The following is a 17311-nucleotide window of genomic DNA, read 5'->3' on the forward strand; positions in this document are numbered from 1 at the left end:
GGCGCGCTGGTGCTCAGCGCACTCTTCAGCGGGGGAAAACCCCACCTCCGGCACTCCGGTACGCCGCCCCCCGACGGCGTGCAGCCAGACTAAGGAGCCCGCCGGGCCCCGCTCGTCCTCCGCCGGTACGAACCCTCCCCGAGCCGTAGTACGGAGGTACCCCTAGGGGCGCTCCACCCCTCGGTGGAGATTCCCTAGGGGTCGGCCTCCGCCCTCCGGCCCACCCGGGGTGCGCCCTCCCGCATCTCCCGGCTCAAGTGGGAAGCTGATCCCGGCACTTGCGTGCAAGGGGAAACGACCGCAGGACTCAGGGAAGGAACCCGGGGTGGGCAGCACCAGACCCGCGATACCCGACACCGCCCGGCCGGCCGGCACCGCACGGCGGGGCCCCGTCGTCGCCGCGCTGATGCTGGCCATGGCGCTGGCCGCCCTGGACTCCACCATCGTCTCCACCGCCGTACCGCAGATCGTCGGCGACCTGGGCGGATTCTCCGTCTTCTCCTGGCTGTTCTCCGGCTATCTGCTCGCCGTCACCGTCACCCTCCCCGTGTACGGCAAGCTCTCCGACACCTTCGGCCGCAAACCCGTCCTGGTCGCGGGCGCCGTCCTGTTCCTGCTCGGCTCCCTGCTGTGCGCGCTCGCCTGGAACATGGCCGCGCTCATCGCCTTCCGCATCGTGCAGGGCCTGGGCGGCGGCGCCCTGCAGGGCACCGTGCAGACCCTCGCCGCCGACCTGTACCCGCTGAAGGAACGGCCGAAGATCCAGGCCCGGCTCTCCACCGTGTGGGCCCTGTCCGCGGTCGCGGGCCCCGGCCTCGGCGGGGTGCTGGCCGCGTACACCGACTGGCGGTGGATCTTCCTGGTCAACCTGCCGGTCGGCGCGGTCGCCCTCTGGCTGATCGTCCGTCACCTGCACGAACCCGGGAGGGCGGCGGGCGGTCCGCGCGCCCGGATCGACTGGGCGGGCGCGCTGGCCGTGTTCGGCTGCGGCGGCGTGCTGCTGACCGCGCTGGTGCAGGGCGGGGTCGCCTGGCCTTGGCTGTCCGCGCCCTCGCTGACGCTGTTCGGGACCGGACTGCTGCTGCTGGCGGCCGTGGTGGTGATCGAACGCCGGGCGGCCGACCCGATCATGCCGGGCTGGGTGTGGCGGCGCCGGACGATCGCCGCGGTCAATCTCGCGCTGGGCGCGCTGGGGTTGCTGATGGTGGCACCGGCGGTGTTCCTGCCGACGTACGCGCAGTCCGTGCTGGGGCTGGCGCCGGTGGCGGCCGGGTTCGTGCTGTCGGTGTGGACGCTGAGCTGGCCGGTGTCGGCGGCGCTCAGCCAGCACGTCTACCGCCGGATCGGCTTCCGCAACACCGCCCTGCTGGGCATCGGCGCGGCCACCCTCATCCTGCTGGCGTTCCCCTTCCTGCCGTACCCGGGCCACGCCTGGCAGCCGGCCGCGCTGATGCTGCTGCTCGGTGCGGCGCTCGGGCTGTTCCAACTGCCGCTCATCGTGGGCGTGCAGTCGACGGTCGGCTGGTCGGAGCGGGGTACGGCCACGGCGTCGGTGCTGTTCTGCCGGCAGACCGGGCAGACGGCGGGCGCGGCCGTCTTCGGCGCGGTCGCCAACGGGGTGCTGGCCGCGCGGCTCGGCGGCGCGGGCGACCTGGACGCGGTCACCCGCGCGCTGGACTCCGGCACGGCCGGCGAGCCCTTCCGCCGCGCGATCGCCGACGCGGTGCACGCCGTCTACCTGGGCGCGGCGGGCGCGGCAGCCCTCGCCTTCCTGGTGCTGCTGGTGCTGGCACCGCGCAGGTTCCCGGTGCTGACCAAGGAGTGACCTGGGCTGGTCGAGGGCTGGCCCACGGCCGGCCAGGAGTGGAGCGGGATCGGCCCAGGGTCGGCCCCGAGTAGCCCCGGATCGCCCCAGGGCGGCCCCGAATGGCCCGGGATCACCCCAGGGCGGCCCCGAGGTGGCCCGGGATCGGTCCAGGGCCGGTCAGAGAGGACCGAAGAGGCATCGGGCGGCGACCCGCACAGGGCCCCTGCCCAAGGAAACGCCCCGCCGACTGGCACCCCGACCATTCCCCCTGTGGAAAACCTCCGCACCCCCAGGCCCCCGAGTAGCGTGCGTGGCTCCCCCCACCCTCCCTGCGGTCCGCCGCACCGGACCCGAGCCGCGCAAGGAGCCCCGGGATGTCCCACGACCCGCGCACATCGCACCGGTACCACCCGCCCCACGACTCCTCCCCGTCGTACCTCACCTACCCCTGGCAGCCAGGCCCGCCCCCGCCCCCGCACCGGCCGGCCGCTCCCCCGGCCGCCGCCCCGTCCCCGTACCGCACGCCGCTCGGCCACCACCGGGACCTGCGGCACCTGCGCACCGCCTACCGCCGGCAGCGGCGGACGGCCACCTTCGCCGCGCTCGGCTACTTCCTGGTCTTCCTCTGTCTCGCGGCCTTCGCCCCGGCCGCGCTGACCGGCACGGTCACCCCCGGCCTCTCCGTCGGCCTGCTGCTCGCCCTGCTCCAACTGCCCGTCACCTGGCTGGCGATCGCCCTGTACGAGCGCACCGCGCGCCGCCGCGTCGACCCGCTCTCCGACCGCATCCGCGCGGAGAGCGCCGGTCACGCGCACCGGGAGGCGGGACGGTGACGGGGTTCAGCGACGGCGCCCAGGCGATGGCGCTGGTGGGGTTCTCGGCCGTCGCCACGATCACGCTGCTGCTGTGCGTGATGACCGGCCCGGACCGCGACGACCTGGACGAGTTCTACACCGGCTACAGCTCCCTGTCGCCGATGCGCAACGGCCTGGCCATCGCCGGCGACTACATCTCCGCGGCGACCGTGCTGGGCACCGGCGGGGTGATCGCCCTGTTCGGCTTCGACGGGGTCGTCCTGGCCCTCAGCACCGCGCTCTCCCTGCTGCTGCTGATGTTCCTGATGGCCGAACCCCTGCGCAACGCGGGCCGGTTCACCATGGGCGACGTACTGGCCCGGCAGACCCCCGGCCGGGGCGTGCGCGTCACGGCCTGCGTGGTGACCATCGCCGCGCTGCTGCCGATGATGCTGGTGCAGCTCGCCGGCACCGGCCAGCTCATGTCGTTCCTGCTGGGCTTCAGCGGCGAGACCCTCCAGACCGGCTGCATCATCGGCGTCGGCGCGCTGATGATCAGCTACGCGGCGATCGGCGGGATGAAGGGCACCGCCCTGATCCAGATACTGAAGATCGTGATGCTGCTCGGCTCGGGCGCCGTGGTCACCGTCCTGCTCCTGTACCGCTTCGACTGGAACCCGGGCGCCCTCTTCGACGCCGCCGCCCGCAACAGCGGCGCGGGGCAGGCGTTCCTGCACCCCGGCCTGGAGTACGCCGCCGGACCGCGCCCCGGACTGGACATGCTGTCCTCCCAGTTGGCGGTGGTGCTGGGCGGCGCCTGCCTCCCGCACGTCACCATGCGCATGTACACCGCCTCCAGCGCCCGCCAGGTCCGCCGGTCGATGTCCTGGGCGGTCTCCCTCGTCGCGCTGTTCGTGCTGGTCGTCACCGTCGTCGGGTTCGGCGCGACCGCCCTGGTCGGCCGGGAGACGGTCGCCGCGACCGACGCGGCCGGCAACACGGCGTACCTGCTGGGCTCCCGCGCCGCCTTCGGCACCGACGTGACCATGGTGGAGACGGTCCTGTTCACCACCGTCGGCACGGCGATGTTCCTCACCCTGCTCGCCTCGGTCGCCGGCATGATCCTGGCCTGCGCCAACTCCCTCGCCCACGACGTGTTCGCCCAGCGGGCCCGCGCGCTGTCGCCCCGCCGGGAGATGACGCTGGCCAGGCTGTCGGCGGTCGCGGTCGGCATCCCCGCGATCGCCCTGGCCACGCTGGTGCAGCACCGCAGCCTCCAGCCGCTGGCCACGCTCTCCTTCTGCCTGGGCGCCTCCGCGCTGTGCCCCGCGCTGGTCTACAGCCTCTTCTGGCGCCGCTTCACCCGCACCGGCCTGCTGTGGACGCTGATCGGCGGCAGCCTCGCGGTGTTCGCCCTGATCCCGGGCACCAGCCTGGTCTCCGGCACCCCCGTCGCCGCCTTCCCCGACGCCGACTTCAACTGGTTCCCGTTCACCACCACGGCCCTGGTCTCCGTCCCGGCCGGCTTCGCCGCGGGCTGGCTCGGCACCCTCGCCTCCGGCCGCCGCCGCACGGAGGAACAACGCCGCAGGTACGAGGCGGAGGAGGCGGGCCTGCTGGCGGGAGCGGTACGGAAGGGGGGCTGAGGGGGCATCAGGGGCCGCCGTGCGCCGGTACGCCCGTGCGCCGGTACGCCCGTGCGTCGGTACGTCACTCCGCCGCGCGGCCCGTCAGTGCGCTGATGCGGCTGCGGACCTGGTCCATCTGGGCCTGGACGGCGTCCCACCGCTCACCGTGCTCGCGCAGCACCCGCTCGGTCTCCCGGGCGATCCGCTCTCCCCGGGCCCGTGCCTCGGCGACCACCTCGGCCGCTCGGGCGCGGGCCTGCGCCGGCCGGTGCCGGGCCCACTCCGCGGTCTCGGCCAGTTCCCGTTCGGCCTCGGCCGCCGCCCGCTCGGCCCGCGCCACCGCCTCCGTCTCCCATTCCTGAAGGGCGGCCACCCGCTCGGCCTCCTCGGTTTGGGCCGCCGCCCACCGCGCCGCGTGCTCCCGGGCCTGCTCGGCGAGCATCGCGGAGCCGCGCCGCCGCACTTCGCGCAGCGCGGCCAGCGCCTCGCCCCGGCCGGCCTTCACCTCGCGCCGGGCCGCGATCCGCGCCTCGTCGGCCTCGGCGCGCGCCGCGAGCAGCCGCTGCCGGGCCCGCTCGTCGGCCTCGGTGCGCACAGCGTCGGCGTGCGCCCGCGCGGCCTCCTCGACACCGGCGGCGTAGGCGCGGGCGTCCCGCTCCACCCCGGCGGCGTACGCCCGCGCGTCCTCCCGGAGGGCGGCGGCCTCCTCCCGGGCCAGCCGGAAGAACCGCTGGGCGCGTTCCCCCAGCGCCGCGTAGTCCTGCGGGGCGAGCCCGGCCACCACCTCCCGCAGCTCGGCCAGTTCCTCGTCCATCTCCCGGGCCAGCACGGTGAGCCGGGCGGCCCGCTCCCAGGCGGCGTCGCGCTCCTGGGAGAGGGCCGCGGCACACGCCTCGACCTGCTCGGGACGGTAACCGCGCCCCCGTACGGTCACGAAACCGTGGGGCGGCACCGGTGCGCTGCTCATACTGGGACCCCTGTTCGCCCGATCCGTCCAGCTTGCGTAGTTATTGTTCGGACTTTACGGACTTTATGGATCAGAGGCTGGTGTTCTTAACGCGACACTCCGCACGCGAAAAGGGCCGGGCTCCGGTCGTATCCGACCCGGCCCGGCCCCTCCCGTCCGCGCGCCTCAGCGGCGCCGGATCACAGCAGCCCGTCCCACATCTGCTCCAGCAGCACCGACCACCAGCTCTCCGGCGACCCGAGCGCCGCCGCGTCCAGCGCGGCCAACTGGGCCTGGAAGTCGACGGTCCAGCGGCCCGCCTGCTCCTGGTTCAGTCCGTACCGCAGCCGCCACATGCGGCCCAGCAGCGCCAGGCAGCGCGCGAACTCCGGCAGCCCGGTGTTCACGAACTGCGGCGGCACCGGCGCCCCGCCCGGACCGGCCTCCACCGGCACGGCCACGATGTTCGCCGTGCCGTACTGCACACAGATCGCCTTGCCGAAGTCGCTGCCGACCACCAGGTACGACCCCGCGTCCGAGGCCGGCTGCACCCCGCGCTCGGCCGCCAGCTCCGCCAGCGTCGGCACCGGACGGCCGGGCTGGGCCTGCGCCCAGAAGAACGGGCCCATGTCCATCGGCAGCCCCGCCACCACCAGGGTGTGCGCCACGATCGGCGGCACGCCCTGCCGGGACACCGCCGCCTGGTCGAACCGGAACACGCCCGGCCCGAACGCCGCGGCCAGCTCCTGCGCGATGCCCTCCGGCGGCACCGGCGGCGCGGGCGGCACCGGCGGCAGCGGCACGCGCACCGGCGCCGGACGCGCGGGGCCGTCGGCGACCTGGTGCAACTCGCCCTGGTGCGCCAGGAGTTCCCGCATCCCCTGCTGGCGGCTCGCGTGATCGGTGCCGTACGGGGCGATCGACGTGATCCGCGCCTGCGGCCACTGCTCACGGATCATCCGCGCGCAGTACGCGCCCGGCAGCTCGCAGGACTCCAGCTCCGTGTGCAGCTCCAGGACCTGGTCCGGGGGCACGTTCATGGCCCGCAGCTCGTGGAAGATCTGCCACTCCGGATGCGGGGTGCCCGGCGCGGAACGCCGGATCACCTGCTGCTCGGAACCGTCGTGCGCCCGGTACCGCAACACGGCCTGATAGCCGGGCCCGACGGTCGGCTGCCCCGGCACCTGCGGCGGATAGCCGTAGGCGGGAGGCATCCCCGGGGGCGGTACGGCTCCTGAGGGCGGTACGGCTCCCGGGGGCATCCCGGGATGCGGGGCGGCACCCGGGGGCACGGCACCGAAGGGGGGTGCGGCGGCCGCGGGGGGCACGGGGCCGGGGGCTCCGGGGGGCGGCGGTACGGCTCCGGGGGGCGGGGGCGTGCCGGGGGCGCCCGCGGGGGGCTGGGCCAGCACGGTCGCCGCGTGGTGCACACCGTCCTGCCCGGGGGCGGGGGCGGGGGCGCCGGGGGTTCCGGGAGCGCCGGGGGGCTTGGGGGCGCCGGGTACGCCGGGAGCGGCGGGGGCCCCGGGTACGCCGGGGGTGCCGGGGGCCCCGGGTACGCCGGGGGTGCCGGGGACGCCAGGGGTGCCGGGCGTACCCGGAGTTCCGGGTGCGCCGGGCTTGGCCGCCGCGCCGCCGGGGACACCGGGCGGGCCCGGCGGGGGCGGGGTGGTGCCCGGCCGGCCGGGGTCGGACAGCATCGTCGCGGCGTGGTGGACGCCGCCCGGGGGCGTCCCGGGCGTGTTCGGAGGGCCGGGCGGCTGCGGCGGTCCGGGGTTGTCCGGGCCGCCGAGGGCCGACGCGAGCTGCGTCGGCACATAACCGCCCGGCGCGGAGGCGGACGGCGGGGGCGTGCTGCCGGGCCGTACGCCCGGCGGCGCGCTCGGCGGAGGCGGCGTCGACGCGCCCCCGCCCCGCTGCGGCGAAGGCGCCGCCTTGCTGGTCGCGGCGTCGGCGATGTCCCCGGCATGCGGCGCGAGCGACCGACCGGGCACCCCCGGCGACGCGGGCGCGGGCGGCACGGGCGGCGTACCCGGCGCAACGGCACCACCGTCCACCGCTCCACCGGCACCACCGGCACCACCGGCCGTCCCCTGCTCCCGCTCCTCCACCGCCGGCGCCACCGCCGTGGGCGGAAGCTGGCTGCCGCCCGCCATCAGTGCCGTCCTGGCGTCCGGCGCGACCGACCCCTCCTCGGCCAGCGGCGGTGCGAACACCGTATCGGGCAGGGGTACGGAACGGTCGTCACCGTCGTCCCCGGTGGTGTCGGTCCCGGCCCAGGGCGTGGCCCCGGCCGGCGCCCCCGGCGCCGCGCCGCCACCGCTCCCACCGGCCACCGGCCAAGCGGCCCCGGAGCCCGGCACCGACGCACCGGCCCCGGAAGCCGAAGCACCGGAAGACGAGGCACCGGACGCCGAAGCACTGGACGCCGAAGCACCGGAGGACGAAGCACCGGACGCCGAAGCACCGGAGGACGAAGCACCGGACGCCGGAGTCGCCCCACCGCCCCCCGAAGCCGACCCACCGGCCTCCGAAGCCGACGCGCCACCCCCCGTCGCTGCCGTCCCCGTCCCCTCCCCCCGGCGGCCATCCGGAATGCCCAGCTTGTCCGCCGCCTCCTGCAACCACTCCGGAGGACTCAGCAGGAACGACGTCTGGTTGAGGTCGACCCGCGCCGAAGGGGCGGGCACCGGGGCCGGTTCCGCGTCGGCGCCGCCGTACTCCTCCTCGTACCGGCGGATCACCTCGCCCACCGGCAGCGACGGCCACAGCGTGGCCTCCCCGCTGTCCCGGGCGATGACCAGCTTCTGCGCGCCCCCGTCCGAGCGCGGCCCCTCCGCCCGGTCCTCGGCCCAGACCACGAACCCGAGCCCGAACTCCCGTACCCGCACCTCCCGGTGCTGGTACGCCGGCACGTCGCCGTTGATCCATTCCTCCGCGCGCTCCTGCGCCTGCGCGAACGTCACCATCAGTCAGCTCACTCCCCGGACACCGCGACGGACCGCGCGAACCCGCCGTCCACCATCAGGTTCGCCACCGTCTCCAGCTCCGGCGGCGAACCCGCCAACCGCGACAGGAACACGTCGAAGTCCTCACCGCACGGCATCAGCAACCGCTCCACCCGCTCCGCCGGCGACCACGCCGGATCGACGTCCCGCGCGTCGTCGTACGCGCAGAACCACACCGAACCGGTCCGCTCGCCCTTCACCTTCACCGCCAGCAGCCCGCCCTGCACGAAGGCGACACCGAGGTAGTCCTTGGTCAGGTGGTCGCGCAGACACTTGTTGACGTAGACCAGATCATTGACCGCCGCCTCCTCACGCACCGTGAAGAACGGCTGGTCGATCAGCAGCCCCAGCTCCGCGTCCAGCGCCGTCCCCACCGGCGCGCACCCGCCCGCCGCCTTCAGGAACGACCGGTACGCCCCCGGCAGCCGGTACCCGAGGTCCTCCTCGACCCCCAGCACCTGCTGCTCCGACACCGCCACCCCCGACTTCGGCAGCCCGAAGTGCGCCGGCCGCGTCTCCCGCAACGGCCGCGTCCCCCGCTTGCCCTGCTCCACCCGGGCCGTCGCGATCCCGCCGTGGTGCCGCAGCAGCGCCTTCACCTCGACCGGTACCAGTTCCAGCCGCCGGGTCCCCGCCACGTGGTGCCACGTCCAGTTGTGCGGTGTCGCCACCGCCGGCACCGTGTCCCACAACGGGTGCCCCGACGCCGACAGCGCCGCGTTCGCCGACACGTAGTCCGTCAGCCGCAGTTCGTCCACACCGAAACCCTCCGGCGGGTCCGCGATCTCGGCCGCAGCCCGCGCGTACGGGGAGAAGTCCGGGAACCCGGCCTCGTCCACCCGCACCCCTCGCGGATGGCGGGCCGCCCGCACCGGGTCCGGGAAGTGCACGACCTGTCCGGCGTAGGCCGCGTTCGGCGGCGCGGCCCGCTGCCCGAGCCGACCTGTCGTCATGGCGGTTGCCCCCTGCGGCGTGAAGTCCGTACGGACTGTCCTGTCGGTCCAACTGACCCGGTCCGGATCAACCCAGCCGACCCGGTCCGGATCACCGCCCGATCGCGGTGCCGACAGCCTATGCGGTACGACGACACCGGTCACCGGCACCGGCGACCGACCCCTCCGCTTCCGTGACCAGCCGTCACCCCACCGTGACGGAACGCCCATACCCGGGCGTGTCGCCACGCCCCAGCTTCCGCAGCCGCCACGCCATTTGGCACTCTGTGAACTCCGGGGGGATGCTCAGGAGGGGAAGATGATCATGAGTGCGACGCAGACGGGACCCCAGGCGGGCCGGTCCGACGACCCCCGGACCGGCGACCCGCGCATCAACTGGAGCAGCACCGACACCCTGGCCACCCCCGCCCTGCGCCACCGCCGCGACGGCATCCTCCCCACCGTCGCCGCCGCCCTCTCCGTCCGCGGCACCACCCTCACCGGCACCGCCGCCCGCGGCGACAACCCGCCCGCGCTGCACCCCCTGGTCCGCGACTTCCTCGACGCCCTCACCAGCGGACAGCGCGACCGGTTCACCGGCCGCTGCGCCGAGACCATCCTCATCTCCCGGCACATCACCGCCGCCGACGCCGCCCGCAGCAAGCGCGCCTCCCGCAGACCCATGACCAACGGCGAGGCCCGCAAGGCCCTCAAGCACGCCAAGCTCACCGCCCGCCGCATCCGCGAGGACGGCGACCCCCTCCACGGCACCTTCGCCGCCCCCTGCCGCGCCTGCACCGCCCTCGCCGCCCACTTCGGCGTCCGCGTCGTCGACCCCACGGCCACGGACGGCTGACCACCCCGCCCCACCGGCACGCACCACACCCACGGACGACGAACGAAGGCCGATGCACGCCGCCGACCGCACCTCCACCACCCGGTTCCCCGTCCCCGTCGACGCCGCCCTGCGCGACGCCGGCTGGCAGCCCGGACGCTGGGACATCAGACAGGCCGAGATCTGGGCCGACGCCCTGCGCGAGCACACCTCACCGGCCGGCCACCGGCACAGCGTCTTCCCCGCCGCCGTGGAAGCCTGGGCCGAGTTCGGCGGCCTGCACATCACCCCCACCGGACCCGGCCGCCAGGTCGCCCCCGCCACCCTGCACCTCGACCCGCTGCACGGCCTCCACCTCGCCCGCACCCTCGGCGACCTCGGCCGCGCGCTGGGCACCGAGGTCTGTCCGCTCGGCGCCGAGACCGACACCCAGGCCCTCATCGCCATCGACACCGGCAGCCGCGTCTACGCCCTCGACCACACCGGCGACTGGTACCTCGGCCCCGACCTCGACCACGCCCTCACCACCCTGATCACCGGCACCGAACCACCCCGCCTCACCACGAACTGACCCCCGGCACCCAGGACTCCGCCGGCCAGACGGGCACGACGGCCACCCCGGCAACGCGGTCACGCGGTCACGCGGTCACACCAGTCACACGGTCATCCTGGTCACCCGGTCACCCTGGTCACCCGGCAACGCGGCTACCCGGTCACGCGGTCACCCCAGTCACGCAGTCACCCTGGTCACCCGGTCACCCTGGCCACCCGGTCACCCTGGCCACCCGGCCACCCCAGTCACCCGGTCACGCCGCCCGCGGCGCCGACGGAATCACCGCCGACACCCGGTAACCCCCCGCGTCCGTCGGCCCGGACACGAACACCCCGCCCAGCGCCGACACCCGTTCCTTCATCCCCACCAGCCCGTTGCCCCCCGACGGCAACCGCGCCGAGGACGCGGACCCCGGCTCCGGCGGCGGCTCGTTCTCCACCTGCATCGCGATCTCCGACACCCGGTGCGCCAACCGCACATACGTCTTCGCCCCCGACGCGTGCTTGTGCACGTTCGTCAGCGCCTCCTGCACCACCCGGAACGCCGTCTGCTCCACCTCCGGCGGATACGGCCGCGCCTGCCCCTCCACCCTCAGATCCACCACCATCCCCGCCGCCGCCGACTGCCCGATCAACTCGTCCAGCTCCGACAGCGAGGGCCCCTCACCCTCGTCCAGCACCGCCCGCGAGGCCGCCGCCGCGGCCGCCGCCCCCACCGCCGCCAACGGCACCGACGCCCGATCCCGGCGCTCCTCGCCCCCGCTGCGCAGCACCCCCAGCATCTCCCGCAACTCGGTCAGCGCCTGCCGCCCCATGTCCCCCACCAACGCCGCGTTCTTCACGGCCTTCTCCGGGTCCTTGCGCGCCACCGCCTGCAACGCCGCCGCGTGCACCACCATCAGGCTCACCCGGTGCGCCACCACGTCGTGCATCTCCCGCGCGATCCGCGTCCGCTCCTCGTTCCGCGCCCACTCGGCACGCTCCTCCGCCCGCTCCGCGAGCAACTGAAGCTCCCGCTCCAGCGAATCCGCCCGCTCCCGCAGGCTCTCCATCAACCGCCGCCGCGCCCCGACGTACAGCCCCAGCAGCACCGGCGGAGCGGTCAGCCCCAGCGAGATCGTGATCGCGGCGAACGGGATGAACCAGTCCCCGATCCCCAGGTCCCCCCGCGCCATGTCCTGCCGCACCCGCACGAACGTCACGATCATCGAACCCAGCAGCGACATCCCCGCCAGCGCGCCGATGATCCGCCGCGGCAGCTCACACGCGGCCAGCGTGTACAGCCCCACCACGCCCATCAGGAAACCCATCTGCGCCGGCGTGACCGCGATCGCCACCAGCACCACCGCGATCGGCCACTTCCGCCGCACCGCCAGCACCGCACCGGCCAGCGCCCCGAAGACGACCCCCGCCGCCCACGGCACCCCGGCGTCCGCGGCGAACGGAATCCCCTCCACCGCGCACTCCAGCGCCGACACCGCGGCCAGGCCCGCATCGAGCACCGCACCGCGCCGCCGCTCCCACCACAAAGGCCCACCCCGGGCCGTTACATGGTCTTCCCCCGTCGTGGTCATGCCTCCAGCCTACGGGCGCGAGCCGCTCCGTTTCCGGGGACTTTTCCCGGACCGGCCTCCACCACAGAGGGTGACCGAACGGAAGCGATACGACGCGATACCCCTCGAACGATTGAACCGAACGCCGTTCACCCCCGGAGCCGCCCATTCCGCCCGGACGCTGGCCCCATGACCACACACCCACAGGGCAAGTACGCGGACTTCGAGGGCCTGCGGGAGCAGGCGCTGGGCCTGCGCCGCGCGGGCCTCAGCCGACGCCAGATCCGGGACCGCCTGCACGTCGACAACAACGACATCCTCAACCGCCTCCTGGAGGGCGAGCCCCCTCCGGAATGGACCAGGCGCCCCAACGCGAAGGACGACCTCCGCGACAAGGCGAGGGAGCTACGGCTCCAGGGCTGGACCTACGACCGCATCCAAGTCGAACTCGGGTGCTCGAAAAGCTCGATCTCCCTGTGGGTACGGGACCTTCCCAAGCCAGAACGCCGCTCCCCCTCCGAACAGGCCAGGCTGGCGGGCCGCAAACGATGGGAGCACGAGCTGGCGGTCCGGGACGAAGTCCGGCAACGCACCAAGGCCGCCGCGGAACAGCAGGTCGGCCGACTGAGCGAGCGCGATCTGCTCATGACGGGAGTTGCCCTCTACTGGGCCGAGGGCGCCAAGGACAAACCGTACGACCGCCGGGAGCACGTCCTCTTCGTCAACAGTGACCCCGGCGTGATCCGGCTCTTCCTCGCCTGGCTGGACCTGGTGGGGGTGGACCGCGAACGTCTGGCGTACCGCGTGATGATCCACATGACCGCGGACGCGGAGGGAGCCGAGCGCTACTGGGCGGACCTGGTGGGCGTCGACGTCTCCGGCTTCCAGAAGACGACGATCAAGAAGCACAACCCGAAGACGGTGCGCAAGAACGTCGGCGACGACTACCGGGGTTGCCTGGTGATCCGGGTGTCGCAGTCCGCCGAGCTGTACCGCAGGATCGAGGGCTGGTGGAAGGGAATGGTGGCCCAGGCGTCCGAACGTCTCAGGTAAGGTCTGACGCAGCGATCCGCCATGGGGTAACTGGTAGCCCGCGGGCCTTTGAAGCCCTGTAGTGCTGGTTCGAATCCAGCTGGCGGAGCTGCTTGGTGCGGGCCCTGACCGCCGGCGGTCAGGGCCCGTCAGGGCCCGCACCCATGTCCCTCACAAACCCCCCGGTATCCTGCGGATGTCCATCCCCTCCCCATGAAGCCGAAGGGCATCCCGTGAGTGCCAACCGCCCGGCAGCCGTCGTCGTCCTCGCAGCGGGTGAGGGCACCCGTATGAAGTCGGCCACCCCGAAGGTCCTGCACGACATCTGCGGCCGCTCCCTGGTGGGTCATGTGCTCGCCGCCGCCGGTGAGCTGGAGCCCGAGCACCTCGTCGTCGTCGTGGGTCACGCCCGCGAGCAGGTCACCGCCCATCTCGGCGAGGTCGCCCCGCGGGTGCGTACCGCCGTGCAGGAGCGGCAGAACGGCACCGGGCACGCCGTCCGGATGGCGCTGGAGGAGCTGGGCGGGTCGGTCGACGGGACCGTGGTCGTGGTCTGCGGGGACACTCCGCTGCTGACCGGCGGGACGCTGACGGACCTGGCCGCCACCCACTCGGCCGACGGCAACGCGGTGACCGTGCTGAGCGCCGAGGTGCCGGACGCGACCGGTTACGGCCGGATCGTGCGGGACGCGGCGTCGGGCGCGGTGACGGCGATCGTGGAGCACAAGGACGCGACCGAGGACCAGCGGGCGATCCGGGAGATCAACTCGGGGGTGTTCGCCTTCGACGGCCGGTTGCTCGCGGACGCGCTGGGCAAGGTGCGGACGGACAACAGCCAGGGCGAGGAGTACCTGACCGACGTGCTCGGCATCCTGCGGGAGGCGGGGCACCGGGTGGGGGCCTGTGTGGCCGCCGATCACCGGGAGATCGCGGGGATCAACAACCGGGTGCAGCTCGCCGAGGCGCGCCGGACGCTGAACGAGCGGCTGCTGACGCGGGCGATGCTGGCCGGGGTGACGGTGATCGATCCGGCGTCGACCTGGGTGGACGTCACGGTGACGTTCGAGCAGGACGTGATCGTGCATCCGGGGACGCAGTTGCACGGGGCGACGCATCTGGCCGAGGGCGCGGAGGTCGGGCCGAACTCGCGGCTGACGGACACCCGGGTGGGGGCCGGCGCGCGGGTGGACAACACCGTGGCGCTGGGTGCGGAGGTCGGTGCCGAGGCGTCGGTGGGTCCGTACGCGTATCTGCGGCCGGGGACGAGGCTGGGCGTCAAGGGCAAGATCGGTACGTACGTGGAGACGAAGAACGCGTCGATCGGCGAGGGTACGAAGGTGCCGCACCTGTCGTACGTCGGGGACGCGACGATCGGCGATCACACGAACATCGGGGCCGCGAGCGTGTTCGTGAACTACGACGGGGAGCACAAGCATCACACGACCGTCGGCTCGCACTGCAAGACGGGTTCGGACAACATGTTTGTGGCGCCTGTCACGGTCGGGGACGGTGCGTACACCGCCGCCGGCTCGGTGATCACCAAGGATGTGCCGCCCGGTTCGCTGGCCGTGGCCCGTGGCCAGCAGCGGAATATCGAGGGTTGGGTGGCTCGTAAGCGTCCTGGGAGCGCGGCCGCGAAGGCGGCCGAGGAGGCGGCCAGGGAGCCGGGCGCCGAAGGGTGACCGGAAACCGGTGCGTCGAAGTCGTCGTACCGTGATAGTGCAGACCCGCACCCTTACCAGCCGGGACGTCCGCTCCGCACCGGCTGAAAAGACCTCTGAGGAGACAGTGCTGTGACCGGGATCAAGACGACCGGCGAGAAGAAGATGATGTTCTTCTCCGGCCGCGCCCACCCCGAGCTTGCCGAGGAGGTCGCCCACGAGCTGGGTGTCGGGGTCGTCCCGACGAAGGCCTTCGACTTCGCCAACGGTGAGATCTATGTGCGTTACCAGGAGTCCGCGCGGGGCGCGGACTGCTTCCTGATCCAGAGCCACACGGCTCCGATCAACAAGTGGATCATGGAGCAGTTGATCATGATCGACGCGCTGAAGCGCGCGTCGGCCCGCTCCATCACGGTCATCGTGCCGTTCTACGGTTACGCGCGGCAGGACAAGAAGCACCGTGGCCGTGAACCGATCTCGGCGCGTCTGGTGGCGGATCTGATGAAGACCGCGGGTGCGCACCGCATCCTGGCGGTGGATCTGCACACGGACCAGATCCAGGGCTTCTTCGACGGGCCGGTGGACCACCTGTTCGCGCTGCCGCTGCTGGCGGACTACGTGGGCGCGAAGGTGGACCGGGCCAAGCTGACGGTGGTGTCTCCGGACGCCGGCCGGGTGCGGGTCGCGGACCGGTGGTGCGACCGGCTGGGCGCGCCGCTGGCGATCGTGCACAAGCGGCGGGACAAGGACGTGGCGAACCAGGTCACCGTGCACGAGGTCGTGGGTGATGTGGAGGGCCGGATCTGTGTCCTGGTCGACGACATGATCGACACGGGTGGCACGATCTGTGCCGCGGCGGACGCGCTGTTCGCGCACGGTGCGGAGGACGTCATCGTGACGGCGACGCACGGTGTGCTGTCGGGTCCGGCGGCGGACCGGCTGAAGAACTCGAAGGTGAGCGAGTTCGTGTTCACGAACACGCTGCCGACGCCGAGCGAGCTGGAGCTGGACAAGATCACGGTGCTGTCGATCGCGCCGACGATCGCGCGTGCGGTGCGTGAGGTGTTCGAGGACGGTTCGGTGACGAGCCTGTTCGACGAGCAGTAGGTCTCGTAGATCGTTTTGGGTGCGGCCTTCCGTGCCGAGTAGACTGCTGGAGTTGCTCGGCGAGGGAGGCCGCACTCGTGTGTTCGCGAGTGGGCTGTCCGTTATCGACGCGCTCTTCGTAGCAGGCCGTTCGTGGCCGGGTGACCACGTCCGTTTCTGGTTCTCTACGAGGAGTGATCATGTCCGAGGTGAAGATTTCCGCCGAGACGCGCACGGAGTTCGGCAAGGGTGCCGCCCGTCGTATCCGTCGTGCCGACAAGGTTCCCGGTGTGCTCTACGGCCACGGTTCCGACCCGATCCACCTGACCCTGCCGGGTCACGAGCTGCTGCTGGCGCTGCGTACGCCGAACGTGCTGATCGCGCTGGACATCGACGGCAAGAGCACCGAGCTGGCGATTCCGAAGTCCGTGCAGCGCGACCCGCTGAAGGGCTTCCTGGAGCACGTCGACCTGCAGTTGGTGCAGCGTGGCGAGACGGTCAGCGTCGAGATCTTCGTGCAGACCGAGGGTGAGCTGGCGCCGGGCGGGAACCTGCTGGAGCACGTGCTGAACGCGCTGCCGGTCGAGGCCGAGGCGACGCACATCCCCGAGTCGGTCACGGTCTCCGTCGAGGGCCTGGAGGCCGGTGCCTCCATCCTGGCGAAGGACATCCCGCTGCCGTCCGGCACCAAGCTGGCCGTGGACGAGGACACCGTGGTGCTCCAGGTGCTGGCCGCGCAGGCCGAGGAGTCCGCGGGTGAGGGCGAGGCCGAGGGCGACGAGGCCGCGGAGGCCTGAGCCCCGTAGATCACGCTGTGGCCAGCCGCTGTTCCCTTCGGGGGGCAGCGGCTGGCGCGTATGTGAGGAGACATGGACGTGACGACCGATTCTGACGCCCCCTGGCTGATCGCGGGGCTGGGCAATCCGGGGCCGGAGTACGCCGGGAACCGGCACAACATCGGTTTCATGGTGGCGGACCTGCTGGCGGAGCGGCTCGGGGCGCGGTTCAAGCGGCACGGGAAGGCGCAGGCGCAGGTGGTGGAGGGCCGGATCGGTCCGCCGGGGCCGGGCAGCCGGCGGGTGGTGCTGGCGAAGCCGATGTCGTACATGAATCTCTCGGGTGGTCCGGTGACGGCGCTGCGGGACTTCTACAAGGTGCCGACGGACCGGGTGGTGGCGGTGCACGACGAGCTGGACATCGACTTCGGGGTGCTGCGGCTGAAGCTGGGCGGCGGGGACAACGGGCACAACGGGCTGAAGTCGATGACGAAGGCGATGGGTGCGCAGTACCACCGGGTGCGGTGCGGGATCGGCCGGCCGCCGGGGCGGATGCAGGTGGCGGACTTCGTGCTGAAGGACTTCTCGTCGGCGGAGCGCAAGGAGCTGGACTGGTTCGTGGACCGGGCGGCCGATGCGGTGGAGTGTCTGGTGGCGGAGGGGCTGGAGCGGGCGCAGGGGTCGTACAACTCCTGACGTTT

At 73.2% G+C, this 17311-nt stretch carries 14 protein-coding genes and 1 tRNA gene; 11 read left to right on the forward strand and 4 right to left on the reverse strand.

What is annotated here, in order from left to right:
• Nucleotides 1–325: 325 nt before the first annotated feature.
• The 3 genes from ACFY32_RS02940 to ACFY32_RS02950 all read left to right on the forward strand — a co-directional run bounded on the left by ACFY32_RS02940 (nucleotide 326) and on the right by ACFY32_RS02950 (nucleotide 4247).
• The gene (locus ACFY32_RS02940) at nucleotides 326–1825 is read left to right on the forward strand and encodes an MFS transporter (protein WP_390673277.1); all 1500 of its coding nucleotides are present in this window, start codon (nucleotides 326–328) and stop codon (nucleotides 1823–1825) included.
• A 356-nt stretch (nucleotides 1826–2181) separates the two neighbouring features.
• Nucleotides 2182–2640: a DUF485 domain-containing protein gene (locus tag ACFY32_RS02945; RefSeq protein ID WP_390673278.1), complete on the forward strand. Its 459-nt coding sequence runs from the start codon at nucleotides 2182–2184 to the stop codon at nucleotides 2638–2640.
• Nucleotides 2641–2666: 26 nt separating this feature from the next.
• On the forward strand, nucleotides 2667–4247 hold the full coding sequence (locus ACFY32_RS02950) for a cation acetate symporter (protein WP_359195959.1): 1581 nt from the start codon (nucleotides 2667–2669) through the stop codon (nucleotides 4245–4247).
• Between the two features lie 64 nt (nucleotides 4248–4311).
• On the opposite strand, the gene ACFY32_RS02955 is transcribed toward ACFY32_RS02950, so the two are convergent.
• The 3 genes from ACFY32_RS02955 to ACFY32_RS02965 form a co-directional block, all read right to left on the reverse strand.
• Complete coding sequence (locus tag ACFY32_RS02955) at nucleotides 4312–5196, reverse strand: cellulose-binding protein (protein ID WP_390673279.1); 885 nt, start codon at nucleotides 5194–5196, stop codon at nucleotides 4312–4314.
• A 179-nt stretch (nucleotides 5197–5375) separates the two neighbouring features.
• Nucleotides 5376–8144, reverse strand: a complete 2769-nt coding sequence (locus ACFY32_RS02960) for an SUKH-4 family immunity protein (RefSeq protein WP_390673280.1) — start codon at nucleotides 8142–8144, stop codon at nucleotides 5376–5378.
• Between the two features lie 8 nt (nucleotides 8145–8152).
• Nucleotides 8153–9136, reverse strand: coding sequence for an SMI1/KNR4 family protein (locus tag ACFY32_RS02965; RefSeq protein WP_359195529.1), 984 nt, complete (start codon nucleotides 9134–9136; stop codon nucleotides 8153–8155).
• 304 nt (nucleotides 9137–9440) lie between these two features.
• On the opposite strand from ACFY32_RS02965, the gene ACFY32_RS02970 reads away from it, so the two are divergent.
• Both ACFY32_RS02970 and ACFY32_RS02975 read left to right on the forward strand, forming a co-directional pair.
• Nucleotides 9441–9971: a YwqJ-related putative deaminase gene (locus ACFY32_RS02970; protein WP_359195532.1), complete on the forward strand. Its 531-nt coding sequence runs from the start codon at nucleotides 9441–9443 to the stop codon at nucleotides 9969–9971.
• Between the two features lie 52 nt (nucleotides 9972–10023).
• Nucleotides 10024–10521, forward strand: a complete 498-nt coding sequence (locus ACFY32_RS02975) for an SUKH-3 domain-containing protein (RefSeq protein ID WP_359195535.1) — start codon at nucleotides 10024–10026, stop codon at nucleotides 10519–10521.
• A gap of 235 nt (nucleotides 10522–10756) precedes the next feature.
• Here ACFY32_RS02975 and ACFY32_RS02980 read toward each other — a convergent pair whose 3' ends face one another.
• Nucleotides 10757–12076, reverse strand: coding sequence for a histidine kinase (locus tag ACFY32_RS02980; RefSeq protein ID WP_359195538.1), 1320 nt, complete (start codon nucleotides 12074–12076; stop codon nucleotides 10757–10759).
• A gap of 168 nt (nucleotides 12077–12244) precedes the next feature.
• On the opposite strand from ACFY32_RS02980, the gene ACFY32_RS02985 reads away from it, so the two are divergent.
• From ACFY32_RS02985 to pth, 6 genes are all read left to right on the forward strand, one after another.
• Complete coding sequence (locus ACFY32_RS02985) at nucleotides 12245–13108, forward strand: hypothetical protein (RefSeq protein ID WP_359195541.1); 864 nt, start codon at nucleotides 12245–12247, stop codon at nucleotides 13106–13108.
• Nucleotides 13109–13123: 15 nt separating this feature from the next.
• Nucleotides 13124–13196: transfer RNA gene (locus ACFY32_RS02990), tRNA-Gln, on the forward strand.
• Between the two features lie 124 nt (nucleotides 13197–13320).
• Entirely contained in the window at nucleotides 13321–14769 is a 1449-nt protein-coding gene (gene glmU, locus ACFY32_RS02995; protein WP_359195544.1) for a bifunctional UDP-N-acetylglucosamine diphosphorylase/glucosamine-1-phosphate N-acetyltransferase GlmU, read from the forward strand.
• Nucleotides 14770–14880: 111 nt separating this feature from the next.
• Nucleotides 14881–15855 carry a ribose-phosphate diphosphokinase gene (locus tag ACFY32_RS03000; RefSeq protein WP_359195547.1) on the forward strand — a complete coding sequence of 325 codons (975 nt, stop codon included), beginning with the start codon at nucleotides 14881–14883 and terminating at the stop codon, nucleotides 15853–15855.
• 179 nt (nucleotides 15856–16034) lie between these two features.
• Nucleotides 16035–16631: a 50S ribosomal protein L25/general stress protein Ctc gene (locus ACFY32_RS03005; RefSeq protein ID WP_359195550.1), complete on the forward strand. Its 597-nt coding sequence runs from the start codon at nucleotides 16035–16037 to the stop codon at nucleotides 16629–16631.
• A 72-nt stretch (nucleotides 16632–16703) separates the two neighbouring features.
• A complete protein-coding gene (gene pth / locus ACFY32_RS03010) occupies nucleotides 16704–17306 on the forward strand; it encodes an aminoacyl-tRNA hydrolase (protein WP_359195553.1) in 603 nt (200 codons plus the stop codon).
• Nucleotides 17307–17311: the final 5 nt, after the last annotated feature.

Origin of the sequence: Streptomyces sp. NPDC000134 (assembly GCF_042899225.1) — a bacterium.
In the GTDB taxonomy this organism is placed as follows: domain Bacteria; phylum Actinomycetota; class Actinomycetes; order Streptomycetales; family Streptomycetaceae; genus Streptomyces.

What these genes read in the sequence shown, in the direction of transcription:
- ACFY32_RS02945 (WP_390673278.1), top strand. Translation starts at nt 2,182, where the DNA reads ATGTCCCACGACCCGCGCACATCGCACCGGTACCACCCGCCCCACGAC.
- ACFY32_RS02950 (WP_359195959.1), top strand. Translation starts at nt 2,667, where the DNA reads ATGGCGCTGGTGGGGTTCTCGGCCGTCGCCACGATCACGCTGCTGCTG.
- ACFY32_RS02955 (WP_390673279.1), bottom strand. Translation starts at nt 5,196, where the DNA reads ATGAGCAGCGCACCGGTGCCGCCCCACGGTTTCGTGACCGTACGGGGG.
- ACFY32_RS02960 (WP_390673280.1), bottom strand. Translation starts at nt 8,144, where the DNA reads ATGGTGACGTTCGCGCAGGCGCAGGAGCGCGCGGAGGAATGGATCAAC.
- ACFY32_RS02965 (WP_359195529.1), bottom strand. Translation starts at nt 9,136, where the DNA reads ATGACGACAGGTCGGCTCGGGCAGCGGGCCGCGCCGCCGAACGCGGCC.
- ACFY32_RS02970 (WP_359195532.1), top strand. Translation starts at nt 9,441, where the DNA reads ATGAGTGCGACGCAGACGGGACCCCAGGCGGGCCGGTCCGACGACCCC.
- ACFY32_RS02975 (WP_359195535.1), top strand. Translation starts at nt 10,024, where the DNA reads ATGCACGCCGCCGACCGCACCTCCACCACCCGGTTCCCCGTCCCCGTC.
- ACFY32_RS02980 (WP_359195538.1), bottom strand. Translation starts at nt 12,076, where the DNA reads ATGACCACGACGGGGGAAGACCATGTAACGGCCCGGGGTGGGCCTTTG.
- ACFY32_RS02985 (WP_359195541.1), top strand. Translation starts at nt 12,245, where the DNA reads ATGACCACACACCCACAGGGCAAGTACGCGGACTTCGAGGGCCTGCGG.
- ACFY32_RS03005 (WP_359195550.1), top strand. Translation starts at nt 16,035, where the DNA reads ATGTCCGAGGTGAAGATTTCCGCCGAGACGCGCACGGAGTTCGGCAAG.
- pth (WP_359195553.1), top strand. Translation starts at nt 16,704, where the DNA reads ATGGACGTGACGACCGATTCTGACGCCCCCTGGCTGATCGCGGGGCTG.